General features: G+C 29.2%; 21 protein-coding genes. 20 read left to right on the top strand and 1 reads right to left on the bottom strand.

Going from position 1 to position 19389, the window contains the following annotated elements:
* Window positions 1-64 precede the first annotated feature (64 nt).
* Entirely contained in the window at window positions 65-703 is a 639-nt protein-coding gene (locus B5X81_RS15860) for a hypothetical protein (protein WP_079493080.1), read from the bottom strand.
* 262 nt (window positions 704-965) lie between these two features.
* Here B5X81_RS15860 and B5X81_RS15855 point away from each other — a divergent pair, with 262 nt between their 5' ends.
* From B5X81_RS15855 to B5X81_RS15750, 20 genes are all read left to right on the top strand, one after another.
* Window positions 966-2351, top strand: a complete 1386-nt coding sequence (locus B5X81_RS15855) for a synaptonemal complex protein 1 (RefSeq protein ID WP_079493079.1) — start codon at window positions 966-968, stop codon at window positions 2349-2351.
* 1 nt (window position 2352) lies between these two features.
* A complete protein-coding gene (locus B5X81_RS15850) occupies window positions 2353-3024 on the top strand; it encodes an ABC transporter ATP-binding protein (RefSeq protein WP_170917461.1) in 672 nt (223 codons plus the stop codon).
* A complete protein-coding gene (locus B5X81_RS15845; RefSeq protein WP_170917460.1) occupies window positions 2999-4210 on the top strand; it encodes an ABC transporter permease in 1212 nt (403 codons plus the stop codon). Before B5X81_RS15850 ends, B5X81_RS15845 begins: the two co-directional genes overlap by 26 nt.
* A gap of 1 nt (window position 4211) precedes the next feature.
* Window positions 4212-5270, top strand: coding sequence for an ABC transporter permease (locus B5X81_RS15840; protein WP_079493074.1), 1059 nt, complete (start codon window positions 4212-4214; stop codon window positions 5268-5270).
* A gap of 142 nt (window positions 5271-5412) precedes the next feature.
* Entirely contained in the window at window positions 5413-6222 is an 810-nt protein-coding gene (locus B5X81_RS15835; RefSeq protein WP_079493073.1) for a coiled-coil domain-containing protein, read from the top strand.
* A 301-nt stretch (window positions 6223-6523) separates the two neighbouring features.
* On the top strand, window positions 6524-7687 hold the full coding sequence (locus B5X81_RS15830) for a TraB/GumN family protein (RefSeq protein WP_079493071.1): 1164 nt from the start codon (window positions 6524-6526) through the stop codon (window positions 7685-7687).
* 85 nt (window positions 7688-7772) lie between these two features.
* A complete protein-coding gene (locus B5X81_RS15825; RefSeq protein WP_079493070.1) occupies window positions 7773-7979 on the top strand; it encodes a hypothetical protein in 207 nt (68 codons plus the stop codon).
* A 217-nt stretch (window positions 7980-8196) separates the two neighbouring features.
* The gene (locus tag B5X81_RS15820; protein WP_079493068.1) at window positions 8197-8529 is read left to right on the top strand and encodes a PadR family transcriptional regulator; all 333 of its coding nucleotides are present in this window, start codon (window positions 8197-8199) and stop codon (window positions 8527-8529) included.
* On the top strand, window positions 8516-9130 hold the full coding sequence (locus tag B5X81_RS15815; RefSeq protein ID WP_079493067.1) for an ABC transporter ATP-binding protein: 615 nt from the start codon (window positions 8516-8518) through the stop codon (window positions 9128-9130). Before B5X81_RS15820 ends, B5X81_RS15815 begins: the two co-directional genes overlap by 14 nt.
* A gap of 3 nt (window positions 9131-9133) precedes the next feature.
* Window positions 9134-9907 (top strand): ABC transporter permease, encoded by a 774-nt coding sequence (locus B5X81_RS15810; RefSeq protein ID WP_079493065.1) that lies wholly within the window; start codon window positions 9134-9136, stop codon window positions 9905-9907.
* Window positions 9908-9987: 80 nt separating this feature from the next.
* Entirely contained in the window at window positions 9988-10233 is a 246-nt protein-coding gene (locus tag B5X81_RS15805; protein ID WP_079493064.1) for a PF20097 family protein, read from the top strand.
* A 74-nt stretch (window positions 10234-10307) separates the two neighbouring features.
* Complete coding sequence (gene menA, locus B5X81_RS15800) at window positions 10308-11252, top strand: 1,4-dihydroxy-2-naphthoate polyprenyltransferase (RefSeq protein ID WP_079493062.1); 945 nt, start codon at window positions 10308-10310, stop codon at window positions 11250-11252.
* A gap of 109 nt (window positions 11253-11361) precedes the next feature.
* Complete coding sequence (locus B5X81_RS15795; protein WP_079493061.1) at window positions 11362-12051, top strand: Crp/Fnr family transcriptional regulator; 690 nt, start codon at window positions 11362-11364, stop codon at window positions 12049-12051.
* 385 nt (window positions 12052-12436) lie between these two features.
* Window positions 12437-14083, top strand: a complete 1647-nt coding sequence (hcp, locus tag B5X81_RS15785) for a hydroxylamine reductase (RefSeq protein WP_079493058.1) — start codon at window positions 12437-12439, stop codon at window positions 14081-14083.
* A gap of 251 nt (window positions 14084-14334) precedes the next feature.
* A complete protein-coding gene (locus B5X81_RS15780) occupies window positions 14335-15645 on the top strand; it encodes a LysM peptidoglycan-binding domain-containing protein (RefSeq protein WP_079493056.1) in 1311 nt (436 codons plus the stop codon).
* A 322-nt stretch (window positions 15646-15967) separates the two neighbouring features.
* The gene (locus B5X81_RS15775; RefSeq protein WP_079493055.1) at window positions 15968-16525 is read left to right on the top strand and encodes a GNAT family N-acetyltransferase; all 558 of its coding nucleotides are present in this window, start codon (window positions 15968-15970) and stop codon (window positions 16523-16525) included.
* Window positions 16526-16575: 50 nt separating this feature from the next.
* The gene (locus B5X81_RS15770) at window positions 16576-17310 is read left to right on the top strand and encodes a hypothetical protein (protein ID WP_079493053.1); all 735 of its coding nucleotides are present in this window, start codon (window positions 16576-16578) and stop codon (window positions 17308-17310) included.
* A 75-nt stretch (window positions 17311-17385) separates the two neighbouring features.
* Entirely contained in the window at window positions 17386-17961 is a 576-nt protein-coding gene (locus tag B5X81_RS15765; RefSeq protein WP_079493052.1) for a flavodoxin family protein, read from the top strand.
* Between the two features lie 446 nt (window positions 17962-18407).
* The gene (locus tag B5X81_RS15755; RefSeq protein WP_079493049.1) at window positions 18408-18935 is read left to right on the top strand and encodes a hypothetical protein; all 528 of its coding nucleotides are present in this window, start codon (window positions 18408-18410) and stop codon (window positions 18933-18935) included.
* A gap of 45 nt (window positions 18936-18980) precedes the next feature.
* Window positions 18981-19259, top strand: a complete 279-nt coding sequence (locus B5X81_RS15750) for a sodium ion-translocating decarboxylase subunit beta (protein ID WP_079493047.1) — start codon at window positions 18981-18983, stop codon at window positions 19257-19259.
* The last annotated feature ends 130 nt before the right edge of the window (window positions 19260-19389 follow it).

The raw sequence follows: 19389 nt of genomic DNA, 5'->3' as shown, positions 1-19389 counted from the left end.
AAGTTTAAAGAATTCCGGCAAAGAAGATTAATTAATCTTCTTTGCCGGGGTTTTTTTATCTTTTCTAGGTCTTATTATCTAATATCATTCCCTTGTATACTATATTATCATATTCTCTTTCAATTGCTTCCTTTTTTGGAATTTTAATATTTCTAAAGGTAGAATATAATTTTAAAATGAGGCCTTTGGTTGGTTCAAACAATATACCCAAAACATCTTCATTTATTTCTATTTGTTTTATAAAAGAATATTCATCCAATTCTAATTTCCTTTCATCAACAATATGTATACCTAAGTTTTCCAATTGGTTTTTATATTTGTTAAGTAGATTTTCAATATTATTTACATGTTTTGTTCCAAAGACTTTGTCAAATGAGATCAATGAATTTACAGCATTATTGTATTTAGAAATCAAATCCTTCATATTCCTAAGTAATTTATCTCTATTTTTATCAAAATTGACTATAGCATCTCCTAGTATTTGTTCATTATGATAAAAGCTTTTATATTCTTCTTTCAAATCCTTAATATTATCATAAAACTCATCATAGAAAAAAAGAGAGTTTTCTGAAGAAAAGTTTGATGAATTTTGTAATCTAGGAATAGGTGAAATAGATTGTACTGCATCAGTTTTATTTACCGTAGTATTTCGATCAACAAAGTTGGTATGTATCCTATTTTTCTTTACAGATGAAATTTTCATATATCTCTCCTTATTTTTGTTCTTATTAATCCTCTATAATATATTTCGGTAGTGAATAGATATATCTTCATAGAAAATTAATTACAAAATCATCTCAATTATTCGATTTCTTAATTATTTCTTACAAAATAAGACAATGATAAATAAATCTATTGTCAAAACAAATCTAAAGATGTATTATAGTGTAGAATGTTATTTTATATCCAAGTTAAAACATACAAATCAATTTTATGCAGCAGACGAATATGAGGAGGAAGTAAAAATGAATAAGAAGAACATCGCATTAATAGCAGTACTAGTAATTGTCGTGGCTGGATTAGCTATGATTCCTGCAATTAAAAATTACATGATAACTAAGGATCCAATTAATCACATTATGTACAGCTCAGTTCAAACTGGGAAAGAGAAAAATGTAAATGCCACAATTTCTATTAAAACCGAATTAGACGAGAAATTAGCCCTTGAACAAGGCATGTTTAATCAAATGTCTCAGGATCCAGAGGCTATGGCTAAATTTGCTAATTCATTACTTAAAAACTTTGAAATTCTTTATGATATCAATATGATAACTGATGACGATAAAGATATATTTAAGATGGATGCTGGTTTAGGTATTAACTATAGTGGTAAGACATTAATAGATGGAAACTTTTATTTAAAGCCATGGGAACTTGGAATAAAGGCTCCTAAGCTTTATGAAAAGCCATTTTATGTAGACTTTAATGAAGTTATAAAAGAAGAAGGCCATGATATTAATCTTAATGATATAGACTTCAAAGCCTATATAGATTTAATACAAAAAGAGGACGAGCTTTATAAAGCAGTGGCTAAGAATTATGAGCCATATAGAAAGGTTGTTTATGATTACCTAGATGGCAAGGTTGAAAAGCTCGATGATAATAAAATAACATTAAATGTATATGGTCAGGAAAAAGAAATAAAGGGAACTAAATATAAATTAAATATTGACATATTAAGTATTTATGATCTATATGCCGATATATTAGAAGTTGCTAAAAAGGATGAAAATGTTAAGGCCTTAGTACAGGCAAGAGTAAAGGAATTAAAAGAGTTAGTAATTAACAATAAAGATTATGAAAAGTTTGGAATTACAGAAGAAGAATTTAATGAAGGCATGAAGGAATTAGAAGATGAAATCAATAATAATTGGGATAAAGGAATGGATACACTGATAGCTGAATTTAAATCATTCTCTGATATGCCAGAACTAGAAGAGCTTAAAAATTTTGATAGTGAATTTATTTTAGCTATTGATAAAGAGCATATGATTAGACAATTTGAATTAGGTATGCAAACAGAGTTTTTGAAAATAAATGAAGTTGTTTCTTATAATGCTTTTGGTGACGATGTAAAAGTTAATATTGAAGAAAATGCTGAAGATAAAATCAATATCATGGAATTAGAAACTAATCAAGCCCTTGTTCAAGAAATTGGCAAAGAGGTTGTAACTAATTTAGGTTCTGAGTTAATCGGAGGAGAAGCTGTAGAAGCTCTAGTTTCTGATATCAAAACTGAATCTAAAACATTACCAGCTGAGGAAAGTCAGCAAATTGTTAATAGTGTTGAGATGATGTTAAGTCAAGCAAAACTTCTTCTACCAATGATGTTAAATGAAATTGGGATGTAAAATGTTAAAGGTAAGTCGAGTAAATAAGAAAATACAAAGAAAAAATGTTTTAAAGGATATAAATTTCAGCTTAAATAATGGAGATATTTTGGGTATTGTCGGTCCTAATGGGGCCGGCAAATCCACATTAATTTCAATTTTAGCTACAATTCTTAAACCGACAAAGGGAAATGTTTCATATTATATTAATGGTAATTTGTATGATGGAAATATAAAGGATATAATTGGATATGTACCTCAGGAAATAGCATTCTATGAAGAATTGACTATTAAAGATAATTTTATGCTATTTGGTGCTTCCATAAGCAATGATAGGTCAATAATCTTAAATAGAGCCAGAAAAGCAGCAGAGAATTTAGGTCTTTTAGATGAATTTAACACCAGGGCATCAAAGCTTTCTGGGGGACAAAAACGAAGAGTAAATATCGGCATTGGATTACTTAGAGATCCCCAATTTATATTTATGGATGAACCTGTTGTAGGTGTAGATTATATGGCTAGAAAAGATGTTGAAAATATTATATCTGAAATGAGTAATCAGGGTAATATTATTGTATTAACAAGTCATCTAATTGAGTTTATTGAGAAAATATGTAATAAACTCTTGATAATAAAAAATGGAAAGCAAGAATACTTTGGTGATTTTAATGAAGAAATTAAATCTAAAATCTGAATATAACCAAACAAGCATGTTGGCAAAAATGGAGATAAAGAGAGTTACAAGTCAGATTTCAAATGTAGTTCTTTTAGTCTTGTTATTAATTATATTTGTTAACATGTTTATTTTTATATATAAAGATAAAGGACCTAAAATTCATTCAAATGTGGCATTAGCCATTGAAGACAATTCTGTTGAGGTAAAAACTTTACTTAAAAACATAACTGAAAACAAGTTAAAGGAAATAATTGAATTTAAAGAAGTTAGTCTCAAAGCGGGATTTGACCTTCTTAAGGAAAATGAAGTAATAGCATTAATTCACTTGAAAGAAGGAACTACAGAACTTCTAAATTATGGCAGACCTGCAGCCTTTGATCTATACATTAATGATCATTCTGATATTAAAGTAAAATTTCTTATAAATTATTTAGAAAGTCTCGTTAAAGTATTAAATGAGGGACAAAATGGATCCATGATTTATTGGGATATTATGAAATCCAAAGGCTTGGATTTTGATGAAAGATTAAACAATTTAAATAGAATTGCCCTTAATTATATGGCGGCTTTTCTTACAAGAGGCGATGTTTTTGAATCCACAGATGATTTAGATAAATTTTATGGAGCTGCTACTCTAAATTATTATTTTGTAACATCTCTATTAATTATATCCATCATAAGCACAATACTATTTCATCTAGATATAAATGATGATATTAGAAAAGGAAGAATCAGAAGGGTTTTGAGTAGTGGATATAATCTTAGGAATATATATTCAGCAAAAATTATTACCGGTTCAATATTTACATCAATACTCATGGGGATTTTTAAGGGAATTTTTATGATTTTTTTCGATGTGTTTGTAGTGACGGAATTTTTAAGATTTATTAGTTGCTTTTTTATAATTAATATAATTATTCATATGGTAGTAATAGTTTTCTATATTCTTATAGACAATGATAGAATAAGGGATTGGCTTTTTATATTGTTTTTTACTGTCCTTTCATTTACCAGTGGAATAATTATACCCCTCAATTCCCTGGGGGGATTATTTAAGATATTAAGTAAATTCAATATATTGACAATTGGTCACAATTTGTTATTAGGATATTCCTTAACATTAGAAAGAGCATTTATAACTATTATCTATTTTTTTATAATTACAGTAACTCTTAGATATGTTCATAAAATAAGGAGGGTATAGTTTGCCTAGCTTATTAAGAGTCAAAATGAAAGAGGAAATTTTCAAAAAGGAAAATCTATTAATTCTAATAATAATACCTGTCCTGATAGTTTTTGCATGTGTATATCTTGATAAGAATACCAAGGACCAATCTAATTTATATTCAGTGGCTATAATTGACCATGATGAAACTACAACTTCTTTATCATTAATTGGAAAAATCAAGGAATATAAGGAAATAGATACAGTAATAGATGATGATTTAGAAGAGAGCCTCAGAAAGCTTTATAGAGGCAAATATGATGTTGTATATGAGATTAAAGATGGCTTTGAAAACAAAATTCTTAAAGGTGATTTTAATAATATAATGGTATCTCATAAAGAAGTTGATTCAAGAGCAGTTAACTGGCTAAATGACCAAATTAGCTTAGTGGTGATAAGGAATTGGTTATATGTAGATGCATTCAATAAAGTCCGCAGTCTGGATAGTGATTTTCAGGAAGAAGAATTCAAATTAAAATTTGAAGAAGCTATGACCAGCAATAAAATACTATCTATGGAAATAAAAAAAGTAAATAAAGACAAAAGCATAATAAAAGAAAACGATAATTCAGTAGGACAGTATGTTTTTAAAATATTGTGGGCTGGAATAATACTTTTCTTACTCACAAATTTTGGCAAAAATGTGGTTTGTGAAAGGGAGAAGGGGATAATAGTACGTCTTAAACTATCGGGCATAAGTGAAATACAGTACTATGGTACGGGATTAATAATTCAATTTATAAGTATAATTATCCCTTTTATTATTTCCCATATTCTGTTTAAGTATTTGGCTCCTGAAGGTACTAGATATCTATTGACAAATATATTACTCACTTCAATTTATATAATTTTTACCTGGTGTATAGTCATTTTAACTGGACTTAGCTTCAATTCAAAAAAAAGCTATAATTTTGCCAGTCAGGTTTTTCTATTGCTTTCTATTATTCTAGGATCTGGATTGTTAGATGGAACATATAAGCTCCTTAACTATGTTTCATGGCTTTTTCCAATCAAGTGGTATATGCACTTCCTAGCCTAATGGGTAACTGCTAATGATATGCTATATGGTGGATAATATACTATTATTTAGGAATAACCCTAAAGAATTTGTTTTTTTTATCCGATAATTAATATGTAGAATGATTGGAGTGAAGAGATAATTAGAAATTAGGGGGATTAATATGAATATTTCAGCAGTTTCATCTGGAAAATATAATATTTCTTTTAGTACTTTAGATAATGATTCTCAATCAAAGGAAAATATTAAGGAAAAATCAAATGATAATAAATCTATAAAGGTCAATGGAGCACTTTTTTCTCAGAATAAAATGATTCAAGCTTTTGAAAATCAGAAAGGTAGATTACAAGAGCAAATAGAAAAAATAAAAGAAAGTGAATCTGATCCTAAGATAAAGCAAGAAAGAATTAGTGAGCTAAAAAAACAAATTGAAGAAATTGATGTTCAAATACAACAAACTAAACTTGAGAGTATGACTAAAAAGAAAGAGGATTTAAAGAAGGCGGCTAAAAATAAAGAAAGTAAATTAGATGAAAATAATAGTAAGGATGAAAATAATAATAACGGAATTGATTCTTCAAAATTTCAAAGTTTGACAGAAATAGATACAACTTATTCTGAAATGAAGAACCTTTCAAAGGTGAGAACTGATTTAAAGGGAAAAGCCCGTGTTGCAGCCAGTGAAATTGCATTGGATGCATCTAGAGGACAAGATGTTTCTAGAAAAATAAAAGAATTTGGAAAAATGGACGGAAGAATAAAAGCAGTAGAAAAATCCATTATGAAAAAGGGCTATGAGATTCAGGAGGAAATAGAGAGCACTAATGACAATGAAAATACTAAAGAAAAAGTTGAAAAGTCTCAGGAGAAAGAAGTGGAAAATCAAGGCAATGAAGAAAATAAAAATAAACCGGATTTAGAAAAAGAAAGAAATGAAGTTGAAAATAGAAAGTCTTTAGATTTATATATATAGCTATGACACTTTACCACTATTCAAAGCAGTATTATAGGATATTTAGAACCGCTATTTTCTAGAATATTGAAATATAGCGGTTTTAATATTTACAAAAAAAGAATAATATGTTTTTAAGGGATAATAGTTCACTTGAGATAATATCATAATTGAAATCTAATAGTTGTTTTTTGAAAGAAGTAATTATGCAATTCATTTAATTAAATAATTTTAAATAGACTTCTAATGGTCTATCTGATAAAATATGAATAGATTAAATCTATGTTTTAAATATTTGAACAATAGTGGAGATGATGATTAAGTGACAAGTAATATACACGAATTAAATGTCGACAATAAAAAAATTATTTTAATAGGAACTGCACATGTTTCAAAAAACAGCGCAGAAGAAGTTAAAGCAGTAATTGAAAAAGAGCAGCCTGATACTGTTTGTGTTGAATTATGCAAGTCTCGATACGATGCTATTAGGGATAAAAACAGATGGGCTAATATGGATATTATTAAGATTATCAAAGAAAAAAAGGCACTTTTATTTTTGGTGAATCTCATAATGTCTTCTTATCAAAAAAAAATTGCAAAACAGCTGGGTGTTAATGCTGGACAAGAAATGATACAAGGTATTGAATCGGCTAAAGATGTGGATGCAGAAATTGTTTTAGCTGATAGAAATATTGATATTACTTTTAAGAGAATTCTTTCAAGTATTAATCTTTGGGATAAGATGAAATTACTTTTTCAGCTTGTTTTTAGTATGTTTGACAGTGAAGATATCAGTGAAGAGGACTTAGATAAACTAAAGTCCGAAGATATGTTAAACTCAGCTTTAAATGAGATGACGAAAAATATGCCAAGATTGAAAAGTACATTGGTCGACGAAAGAGATAGATATTTAGCTCAAAAAATCAAAGAAGCACCGGGAGAAAAAATAGTTGCAGTTTTAGGGGCAGCCCATGTGCCGGGAATTAAAAAAGAAATATTCAAAGAAAATGATTTAAGAGAATTAAGTAAATTGCCTAAGCCAAAGAATACAAAGAAGCTTATTTCCTGGATAATTCCAGCTATAATTATTTTGCTTATAGGATCTACATTTTTAATGAATAGGGATACTGGCATAAAACAAATTTCCAGCTGGATATTATGGAATGGAAGCCTGTCAGCCTTAGGAGCAGCAATTGCAGTGGCCCATCCCCTTTCAGTTCTCACAGCTTTTGTTGCAGCACCTATAAGCTCATTGAATCCACTTATAGCTGCAGGATGGTTTGCGGGACTAGTTGAAGTTTTAATTAGAAAACCAAGTGTTAAGGAATTTGAAAATTTATCTGAAGATGTTTTAAATATAAAGGGTTTTTGGAAAAATAAAGTGACTAGAACTTTGCTGGTGGTTGTACTTGCAAATCTAGGAAGTGTTGTTGGAACAATGGTCAGCGGAACGGATATAGTTAGATTATTTATAAATAGCTTGTAATGAAAAACCTAGCAGGGAAAACTTTGCTAGGTTTTTTAAAATTACTTAGATATAATATAATTATAATATGACAGGAGTGAAAATGATGATATATTTTCTATTCATAGGATTAATGCTTTTAGGTACATTCTTTGTATTTTTAGGCTTACTCTTTATAAATTATGAAATGTCACCACTAAAGAAAATAGTAGACAGAGAATATGTTTATAAAAATAACAAATTAGGTTTTCAGGTAATGGTTCCTGGTCTAATACTTCTCTTATTATCAAGCTGGATATTTATGAACCATTAATGGAGTTAACAAGTTAATTTATTATGCATTCCAAAGGATGGCTACCTCTAACGGTTTAAAAGGAAGCCATCTTTTTAATATGGATTATTTATAACTATAATTAATTGTTATATTTGATTGACTAATTACAGTTTTACTGCTATAATATCACATACAGATATCGAAATACGATATCGTAAAACGATAATAATTTGCTATATTTGAAATGGAGGTAATTATGAAAGGAAAAATATTAAGAAAGCTATTTTTAGGTTTTATACAGATACACATATTATATCATGCTAAACATGAATCTATATACGGTACTTGGATGATGAAAGAACTAAAGGAGCATGGATATAAGATCAGTCCTGGAACATTATATCCTCTACTGAACAGAATGGAAAAGGAAGGCTTGCTACACAAGACAGAAAAAAATGTTAATGGAAGAATTATAAAATTTTATGATACAACTGTGCTAGGGGAAGAAATTTTAAAGGAGGCAACAGAAAAAGCCAGAGAATTAACCCATGAAATTGTAGAAAAGGGTGATAGTGATGATTCAATTTAAAGATATAAATTTGAGTTTTCATAACAATATAGTATTCAAGAATTTTAATTTGAAGGTTAAAAAGGGAGAAAAATTGCTTTTAAAAGCTCATTCAGGAAAGGGAAAATCAACACTGTTTAAAGTACTTTTAGGCTTTCAAAGAATTGATAATGGTGAGATATTTTTTAATAATAAAATATTAAATAAATATAATCTTTCATATTTTCGAAGGAATATAGGATATGTAAGTCAGGATGTAGACCTTAGAAACAAGAATGTTTGGGATTTAATTGTTGATATTTTTTCATATAGGCATAATAGACATATTAAGATTACCAAGGATAAGGTCTTAAATATTGCCACGTACTTTAATCTTTTTACAGATATTTTAGATAAGGAAGTAAGTCAGCTTTCAGGAGGAGAGAGACAAAGGATAGGTTTAATAATATGTATACTATTAGACAGGCAGGTATGGCTTTTAGACGAAATTATTTCAGGATTAGACAAAGAAACTAAGGAAATAGTAGTGGATTATGTCTTGAAGCAGGATAAAACTATTTTAATAATTTCCCATGATAAAATCTGGATGAGAGATGATTTTGTCAGGATAAAGGAGTGGTAAAACATGAGTATAAATGATATTTCCTATTATTCAATCCTTAGTTTATTGATTTTAATAGTGCCTATATTTGTAATAAATTATAAACTAAATATTGCAATAAACAAGAAAATATTTTATTCTATAGGAAGAATGGTGATACAGCTTAGCTTAGTTGGTATATTTTTGCAATATATTTTTAATATAAATAATCCTTTTTTAAATCTAGCTTACTTTGTTTTAATGATAATAGTTGCAAGTTTTTCAGCTATTAAATCTTGTGATTTTCAAATTAAAAAATTTATTATACCTTTGTTTTTAGCTTTTATAGTCCCAAATATAATTGTGCTTTTCTTTTTTAACGCCTTTGTTACGAGATTAGATAATCTATTTAATGCTCAGTATGTTATTACTATTGGAGGAATGTTGTTGGGAAACACTTTAAATGGGAATATAATTTGTATCAATAATTTTTACAAAGAAATAAAGCAAAATAAAAACGAGTATTTTTACTCATTGAGCCTCAGTGGAAATAAAATAGAAGCTTTAGCACCCTATTTTAAAAATGCTGTGGTGGCTGCAGTAAATCCTACAATAGCATCTATTGAAACTATTGGATTAGTGGCATTACCTGGAATGATGACAGGGCAGATTTTGGGAGGAGCTATACCCATGACAGCAATAAGATATCAGATTGCCATTATGGTGGCTATTTTAATAGTAAGGTATTTTAGTTCTATTTTATCAATAGTATTTACAGCCCATAAGGCATTTAATGATTATGATATTTTAGCTATTTAAGAATTGAGATGATTGAAGAAATTACAATAACTGCCTTTAAAGGATTAGGTGTAGAATAGTCTGAAATGAGGTGAATAAGTATGAAATGTCCTTACTGCAATAAGGATATGGTAATTGGAACACTTGAAAGCCCTAGGGATAGTATAAGATGGTTTAGCCCAGAGGAAAAAGTTAATAAAGTGGTTAAACTTTTAGGATTTGGTGGCGAGGTTATAAGTATTGAAAGTGGTATTAGATGTATTATTCTCTGCTATAGGTGTTATGAATGCGGTAAGATTATAATAGAAGTGCCGGTTAAGGAAGAATATCAAGGTATTGAAAAATAGTAATTTCAAGTTTATTCATAATAATGATCAAAGCTATATATTACAAGGATTAAGCTGGAAAGGAAGAATCAAATATGTCTATACCAAGTTTTCTAAAACTCGTTGAAATACAAACAAAGGTTGCAAGTGTTATTCCCTTCTTATTGGGAACAGCATATACTCTATATAGATTTAACAGCTTTGATTTAAAGAATTTTATTTTAATGTTTATTTCACTTATAGCCTTTGACATGGCTGTGACGGCAACTAATAACTTTTATGATTATAAAAATGCCAAGAAGACCTATGGGTATAATTACGAAATACATAATGTGATTGTTAGAAGCAATCTAAAGGAAAAAACCGTTTTAGGTGTTATATTTACACTTGTATTAGTTGCCGTGATATGTGGATTTATTCTATTTCTAAATACCAATGTATTTGTTCTGATTTTAGGAGGAATATCCTTTGTAGTTGGCCTGACGTATTCTGCCGGACCAATACCCATATCTCGCACACCCCTTGGAGAAACTTTTTCCGGAATATTTATGGGCTTTGTAATAGTTTTTATTTCTGTATATATACATATATATGATGAAAATATAGTTAAACTTATATATAATAATGGAATTTTAGATATAAGTATAGATATTATAGAGATTATTTATATTTTCTTAATATCCCTACCTGCAGTAAATGGAATTGCAAATATTATGCTTGCAAATAATATCTGCGATATAGAGGACGATATTGAAAACAGACGATATACATTACCTATCCATATAGGCAAGGAAAATGCTCTTAAGCTTTTTAAAGTGTTGTATTATGCTATTTATATTGATTTAATCATCTTAGTTATAATAAAAATACTTCCTATTTATTCTTTATTTGTGCTTTTAACTATAATGCCGGTTATAAATAATATTCAGGAGTTTAATAAAAAACAAACTAAAAAGGATACCTTTGTTTTAGCAGTTAAAAATTTTGTTATAATAAATATTGTTCATGTGATTTCTTTGGGAATTGGAGCTTTTAGCTAGGGGAAGCATATGATGAATTTAACAATTAAAAGCTTATACTTTATCATAATGGACTTAAAATGAGTAGAGAAAATTTAAAATCTTAGTTATCTATAATGAGGAGATTTATATGTATACAAAATGGATTGGATTATTAACAGATGTAGAATTATTTAAAAATATTGGAAAAGAAGAATTAACCAGTATGCTTATGTGTATATGTCCTAATGTAGTGTCCTATAAAAAGAAGGAAAGCATTACTATGTCGGAAAATGATTTTGATGGAATAGGAATTGTAGTTGAAGGTGAAGTGATTGTTACAAAGGAAAATGCAGCGGGTAATAGAGTTATTATGGCTAAGCTTAAGGAAGGGGATCTATTTGGCGAAATAATTGCTTTTTCCGGTTATAATAAATGGGCTGCCACGGTAATCGCAAATACAGATTGTACAATTTTGTTTTTACCTCCAGAGAAAATCCTTGGAAATTGTCCTAAAATGTGCCCTGGCCATAAGCTTTTAATACAAAATATGCTCAAAATAGTTTCCCGCAAAGCCCTCGGACTTAACAGAAAGGTAGAATATTTATCTATAAAGAGCATAAGGGGGAAAATTGCAACCTATTTACTTGAGCAATACAATAAATATGGAGAGCAAACATTTATGGTGCCTTTAAAGAGGAGTGAACTGGCTGAATTTTTAAATGTGTCAAGGCCTTCATTATCCAGGGAAATATGTAATATGCGAGACGAAGGTATTATAGATTTTTATAAATCTTCTTTTAAAATCCTTGATATTAAAGCATTGCAAAAAAATATATAGATTTTAATTAATTGAATATTGGGAATATATAGAAAAATGGCTATATGAAAATATTTATAATTCATATAGCCATTTTTTTTACAACTTTTTCTATAGATTTATTAATTTTAGTAACAGTGGATACCGAAATAAAAGTTTATCTATTATATTATATAAACATGAGAAAATTGAATAAATTGGATTTTGGCAAAATTGCATATGGGAATATTATCCTTAATTTAATTATTTACAATAAAATATATTTTGGTGGTATGGCTTAAAAGATTTTAAAGCAATATGTAATAGTTGGTTTCTTAAAAAGGTAATTATGAAATTTGCTCACATAATAATTCAAATTAAAATTTAATTTTAATATATAAACCCAATAAAAAAGGAGGACTTTTAAATGAGTATGTTTTGTTATCAATGTCAGGAAGCGGCAAGGGGAACTGGCTGTACTGTTAGAGGTGTATGTGGAAAGACAGATAAGGTTGCCAATTTACAGGATTTAATGGTTTACACTTTAAAGGGTATAGCCCAAATAGCAGAAAAAGGTTTAAAGGCAGGTGTAAAATTCCCTGATGCTGACTACTTTACAATGCATAGTCTATTTATGACTATTACAAATGCTAACTTCGATGATGAAGTATTCATAGCAGAGATAAAGAAAGGCTTAAAATTAAGAGAAGAGATGAAAAGGGAATTTGAAAGTAAGGATGTAAAGCTTGAAGGCTTACATGATGCAGCCACATGGACAGCAGATTCAAATGAAGCTATTCTGGCTAAGGCAAACTCTGTAAATGTAGGTGTTCTAGCTACGGAAAATGAAGATATCAGATCCCTTAGAGAATTAATAACATATGGCGTTAAAGGTATGGCAGCCTATGCAAAGCATGCGTATAATCTAGGAAAGGAAAAGGAAGAGGTTTTTGCGTTCTTTACAAAGGCACTTTCTGCAACTTTAGACGAGGGGATGAGTGCTGATGATTTAGTAGCCCTTACATTAGAAACTGGAAAATATGGTGTAGATACAATGGCTATGTTGGATGCTGCCAATACAGGAGCTTATGGAAATCCGGAAATAACAGAAGTAAATATTGGAACTAGAAATAATCCAGCTATTTTAATATCAGGACATGATTTAAAGGATTTAGAGCAGCTTTTAAAACAAACAGAAGGTACTGGAGTAGATGTATATACCCATAGCGAAATGTTGCCAGCCCATTATTATCCAGCATTTAAAAAATATGATCACTTTGTAGGAAATTATGGTAATGCATGGTGGAAGCAAAAAGAAGAATTTGAATCCTTCAATGGACCTATTCTCTTTACTACAAACTGTATAGTTCCACCTAAGAGTGAGCATATTCAGAGAATTTATACTACTGGAGCAGCAGGCTTCCCGGGATGTAAACATATAGATGCAGATGAAAATGACCTTAAGGATTTCTCCGAAATCATTGAGCATGCAAAGAAACTAGCTCCACCTAAGGAAATTGAAAATGGTAAAATTCTAGGAGGATTTGCCCATAATCAAGTATTAGCCCTTGCAGATAAGGTAGTAGATGCAGTTAAGACCGGTGCTATTAAGAAATTCTTTGTAATGGCCGGATGTGATGGAAGAATGAAGTCAAGGGATTACTATACTGAATTTGCCGATAAATTACCTAAAGACACTGTAATATTAACAGCAGGCTGTGCTAAATATCGTTATAATAAATTAGAACTTGGAGATATAGGAGGAATACCTAGAGTATTAGATGCTGGACAATGTAATGACTCCTATTCATTGGCTGTTATAGCTCTTAAGCTTAAGGAAGTATTTGAATTAAATGATATTAATGAACTGCCAATAGCATATAATATAGCTTGGTATGAGCAAAAAGCCGTAATAGTTCTACTGGCACTATTATATCTTGGTGTTAAAAATATTCACCTAGGACCTACTTTACCAGCCTTCCTATCACCAAATGTTACAAAGGTTCTAGTTGATACCTTTGGTATAGCTGGAATAGGAACTGTAGATGAAGATATAGAAATGTTTATGAAGTAAGAATAATTACAAATTCATTTAATATAGAAATAATTACTTTGATTAGCTAAAAGCTTTAGGTTTTGATCTTCTATGGAAGAAAGATCAAAACCTAAAGCTTTTTTATTCTTTATATCTAATTTTTGCATATCTATAAATATGAGGACATTGCATTTTAAAATTAATAATGTTAATTATGCAAGTTTGTCAGATAAGATTTTCATAAATATAATAGTGCAATTTTCTCATAAAAAAGAATCGAGGTGATTTGAATGGTAATATATAAAGTTAAACCTGGAGATAGTTTATGGAATATAGCAAGATTTTTTAATGTGCCTATACAATCAATTATAGCTGTAAATGGGTTGAATAGACCAGAAGAGTTAATTGTGGGAATGGATTTGGTTATACCTAATGACAGTTTACAAAGAGATAGAATATATACAGTCAAACCAGGAGATACTCTTTGGTCAATAGCAGCCAGATACAATGTTCCAATTTCTAGAATAATATTCCTAAACAATTTAACTCCACCATATTTGATTTTTCCCAATCAAACTTTAATTATTTCAACCGCTGAGGATGAGAATATATTTAAGCCTGCTATAGAAACATTAGGATATTATGATCCAAGGAATGTTAGTGATAAAACCTTTATAATAGATGCTTTAGGAAAATATCTTACTTATCTAGGAATATTTGATTTCCCGTTTATTGAAACAGGAGATGTAATAGGAACAATAGATGAAGAGATCTTAGAAGCAGCTAAGAGGGAAAATGTACTGGTTATGCCTGTTATCACTAATTTGGCTCAAGGAACATTTAGCAGTGAATTAGGTAGAGCAGTGCTTTCAGATATTGAAAAGCGAAATAATTTAATTAATAATATTTTATTTCTTCTTAGAAAATATAATTTACAGGGAGTAATAATAGATATAGAAAATTTATATCCCGAGGATAGGAATATATTTACTGAATTTATTTCTGAATTATCCCAAAGACTGCATAATAATAATCAGATTCTTATATTGAATATGCCTCCTAAATGGGAAGAATGGGCTGACAGGCCGTGGGTTGGATTCTTTGACTATAATGCTCTGGGGCCTTTAATAGATATTGCTGCCATTATGACCTATGAGTGGGGATGGAGGGAAGGACCACCAAGGGCAACTACTCCCCTAGAGTTTGTCAGAAGGTCCATAGACTATGCTATTTACAATAACATTCCTGCAAATAAAATACTTATGGGGATGACACTTTATGGATATGACTGGACTCTTCCCGATACACCTGAAAATCTAGCTAGAGCTGTTGTATTACCTGAGGTATGGGATTTAGGAAGAAGATATAATGCTGGAATAAATTTCGATTATAATGTAAAACAGCCCTATATGGATTATATAACAGAAGAAGGTATCTCCCATAGAATATGGTTTGTGAATGCCTTAAGCCATTATTACAAATATGGGCTTGTTGATGAATATGGACTTAGAGGGGTTTTTTACTGGCTACTAAATCAACCACTTCCTGCAACATGGTATATTCTTTCAAATCTATTTTCCATAAGAAAATCTTTAACTTAACTCGTTGTGCTAGTTTTTATATGGGGAGTATTAATATTTCCTTTTCGTTCATGCTATAAACCTGTTTTTTATATGACTTTTAAGATGAAAACAGGTTTATAAAAATCACTCAAATGAAATATTAATACTCCCTAAGTTATATTTTAAAAAAGAAAATATTTTTAGATTCAAACAATATTAAAATAAAAGGGAATTTAATATATTTGGGAGAATAATATAAAATATTGATATAAATTGGAAAATTTAATAGAATTGGTATAGTATTCTATTTGGATTTTTTATGGGAATTGCATTATAGAAAGCATAGAAAGGGATGTGATGGATGAATAGATTAATTGAAACATCAAGATTGTTTATAAGGGATTTTGTAAAAGAGGATTGGGAATCAGTACATACTTATGCTTCTAGAGAAGATGTTGTTCGTTTTATGGAATGGGGACCTAATTCAAAGGAAGAAACTAAAAATTTTATTTCAAGGGCAATTGATTTTCAGCAGCAGAATTTAAGAGTCAATTATGATCTAGCTGTTATATTAAAGGAAACAGGGGAGCTTATTGGTGGTGGAGCAATTAATATATGTAATAGAAAACATAAAGAAGGGTTTATAGGCTATTGTTTTAATCCAATGTATTGGAGAAAAGGCTATGGAACTGAAACAGCAGAGGGATTATTGAATTTTGGTTTTAATAAATTGAATTTACATAGAATATATGCAACCTGTGATATAAATAATATTGGTTCAGCAAAGGTGTTGGAGAATATAGGAATGAAAAGAGAAGGACATTTGAGGCAAAATAAATGGATTCGTGATAGGTGGAGGGATTCTTATTTATATAGTATATTAGAAGGCGAATATAAAGGAAATAGAAATAATATATGATAATATATATACTGTAAAGGGATGAAGTTTACTAAGGAGGACATGCTGTTATGTCAATTGAAGAAATCAAGAAAATAATTTTGAAAAAAGCATATATAAAAATATTTTTATCAATTCTTATAATATTTATATTAGGTATTTATTTTAAAACCTTCTTTACTATTGGAGTCTATTTCAATGATACTTTTTTGAAAAAAGAAGTAATATCTTCTGACAATCACTATAGAGATGAAGACATATATGGAGATATACATATTACAGTTAAGCAAAATAATGATGAAAGCGTACAAGTGCTCTATAGATTGCCAAATAACATTAATGAGGAGTATACAGTAAATTTTAAAGAAGCCAGTAATGGAGAATCCGAGGTTGATAGTATTGAAGATGAAGAAGGTGAAATAATTTTTGAGGGAAAATATATAAAAGGAAGCAGTATTTTATTAGATAAAAATGGTGAGCCAATATTAGATGGTATTTTCAGAATTTCATTTCCAGGGCAAAATCCTTATGAAAATAACTACAAAATATCATTGCTAAATATAGTGAAATTTGCAACCTTTGAGAAGGACAGAATTCGTGGTAAGGTTGAGTTATTAATATTTGCAGTATTTATATTAATTATATGGCTAATAGATATTAAATTTCCATTATTCTTTTTCAAACTTAGAAATTTTTTAGAAGTTAAAGACCCAGAGCCATCGGAGTTTTATATTATGATTCAAAGAATATCTTGGTTTGTATATCCGGCAATTGCGCTGGTACTATTGATTGTTGCCATTAGCTGATAATATCCTATATTTGATTTATTAAGTAATCTGAAAGGTTAAGTAGTATCAATATTTTAAGGGGGTTGTTGTTATATGAAGTTTTGTATTTTAATGGGGAGTCCTCGATTAAATGGAAATACAGCGGAATTGGTAAAACCATTTATTGAGGAATTAGAAATGAATGGTGTAGAGGTAATTTATATTACACTTGCAGATAAAAATATTTCTTTTTGTCGCGGTTGTTATACTTGTCAAAATGTAACAGGAGAATATGGCTGTCCACAGGATGATGATATGAAGGATATTGTTAGGAGTATAGTACAATCGGATTGTTTGGTTTTAGCTGCACCTATTTATACATGGTACTGCCCGGCAGAGATGAAGGCAGTACTTGACCGATTTTATGGAATGAACAAATTTTATGGAAGTGGAAAGGGTTCTCTTTGGGAAGGAAAAAAATGTGCCATTATTGCAACCCACGGATATGATGTGGAATATGGAGCAAAGCCATTTGAAACTGGAATAAGGCGTCTTTGTGAGCATTCAAACCTAAATTATGCTGGTATGTATTCTGTAAAGGATGAAGATGACAAGGCATCATTTCAAACCTTAGAAGCCATAAGAGGTGCCAGAAAGTTTGCTCTTAAAATCTTAGGAAAAGAGTTATAAATATTTATTTATGGAGAAAATAGATTATGACATATATAGACAAAGAAAAGGTTAATGATTTTGTAAAAAGGTATTTTATGAGATTAAGAATCAAAAGATTTTTAATCTCCACAATTCTTTTTACTATATTTATATATTTAACAAGAGGAGGAGAGAAGGTTATAACTAGTATATTAGTTTTTGGAGTTGTGGGTGTTATTATGTTTTTGACAGTTCCCGACCTCCTCCTAAGAGAAACAAAAAAGTTAATAGAATATTTTTTAAGGAATTATGCAAATCAATAAAAATTTCCTTTGATGGTAGAAAAGTAATATTACAAACACCAGAGACTGAAAAAGCCATTAGAATGATTAAAGAAAGAATATATAGAAGCTAATGAAAAATGGATTTTATAAGGATAATTACAATTATGTATAACATAACAATAAAGGGAGAGTTTGGCCAATATGACCAGTAAAGGATTTTCCACTAATTATAATAAGATAATAGCTTTTATTATGATAATCTTAATAATTCTATTATCATTTAAAGTCTACTGGCATTTAAAACTAAGGGATTTTACATACCTTATGGATAACGAAAATCTTTCTGCCCAAGAAGAAGTAAAAATATATAGATATGGTTCTTACCCTTTTAAAACATATGAGGTGAAGGTTTATGATAAAGAGGATATACAAAAACTAATAGATCTAATTCAATCTATAAAGGTTAGAAGGTATTATATTGGAGATGGAGAATTATATTATGAAGGACATATAGACTATATTTCTTTTAATAATGGCAAAAGAATAGTTAGTATGAGGATAATTGGTAATAAATTTATTAAAGTTAGGAGATTTCCCAAGGATTTTGAGTATGAATATGATTTGCATAGAATAAGTGGAGATATTGATATGAGTATTATTGATAGAATAGTGGAAAAAGGGAGTTTAGAACATATGAAGAAAAATCTTAAAGATGATTATATAGATTAAAAAATAATTATTTTGAAATCAGGAAGATTTAAAGAGGTGAGAAAAATGAAATTAAGAAAAGTGGTTACCCTATTAACCATTATAATTATAATAATAACTTTTATTAATTTGGGTTTCAATTTTTTATTACCTATGTACTTATCCTATAAATTGAATAGTGAGTTGGATGAGCCAGCTTCAACAGCAATTATAGGCGGTGCAGATGGACCAACAGCTATTTATCTAACAACCCAACTATCTTCAAATATTTTAACTATTATTTTAATATTACTTTCAATAGCTGGGATTTTATATTTGTTTTTTACTAAAAAAGCAGTAAAATAGTTTTTGGCTTATAGTTGAGGAAATTACATAATACAGCTATGCAATTTACTCATATATCTAAATATAATGTTACCACAACATGATACAATATGAAGGAAATGTATTATTTTTAGTAAAGTTTTATTTTATA

The sequence above is a fragment of the Maledivibacter halophilus genome (assembly GCF_900167445.1).
Taxonomy (GTDB): domain Bacteria; phylum Bacillota; class Clostridia; order Peptostreptococcales; family Caminicellaceae; genus Maledivibacter; species Maledivibacter halophilus.
This window is presented reverse-complemented; position numbering and strand designations above follow the sequence as displayed.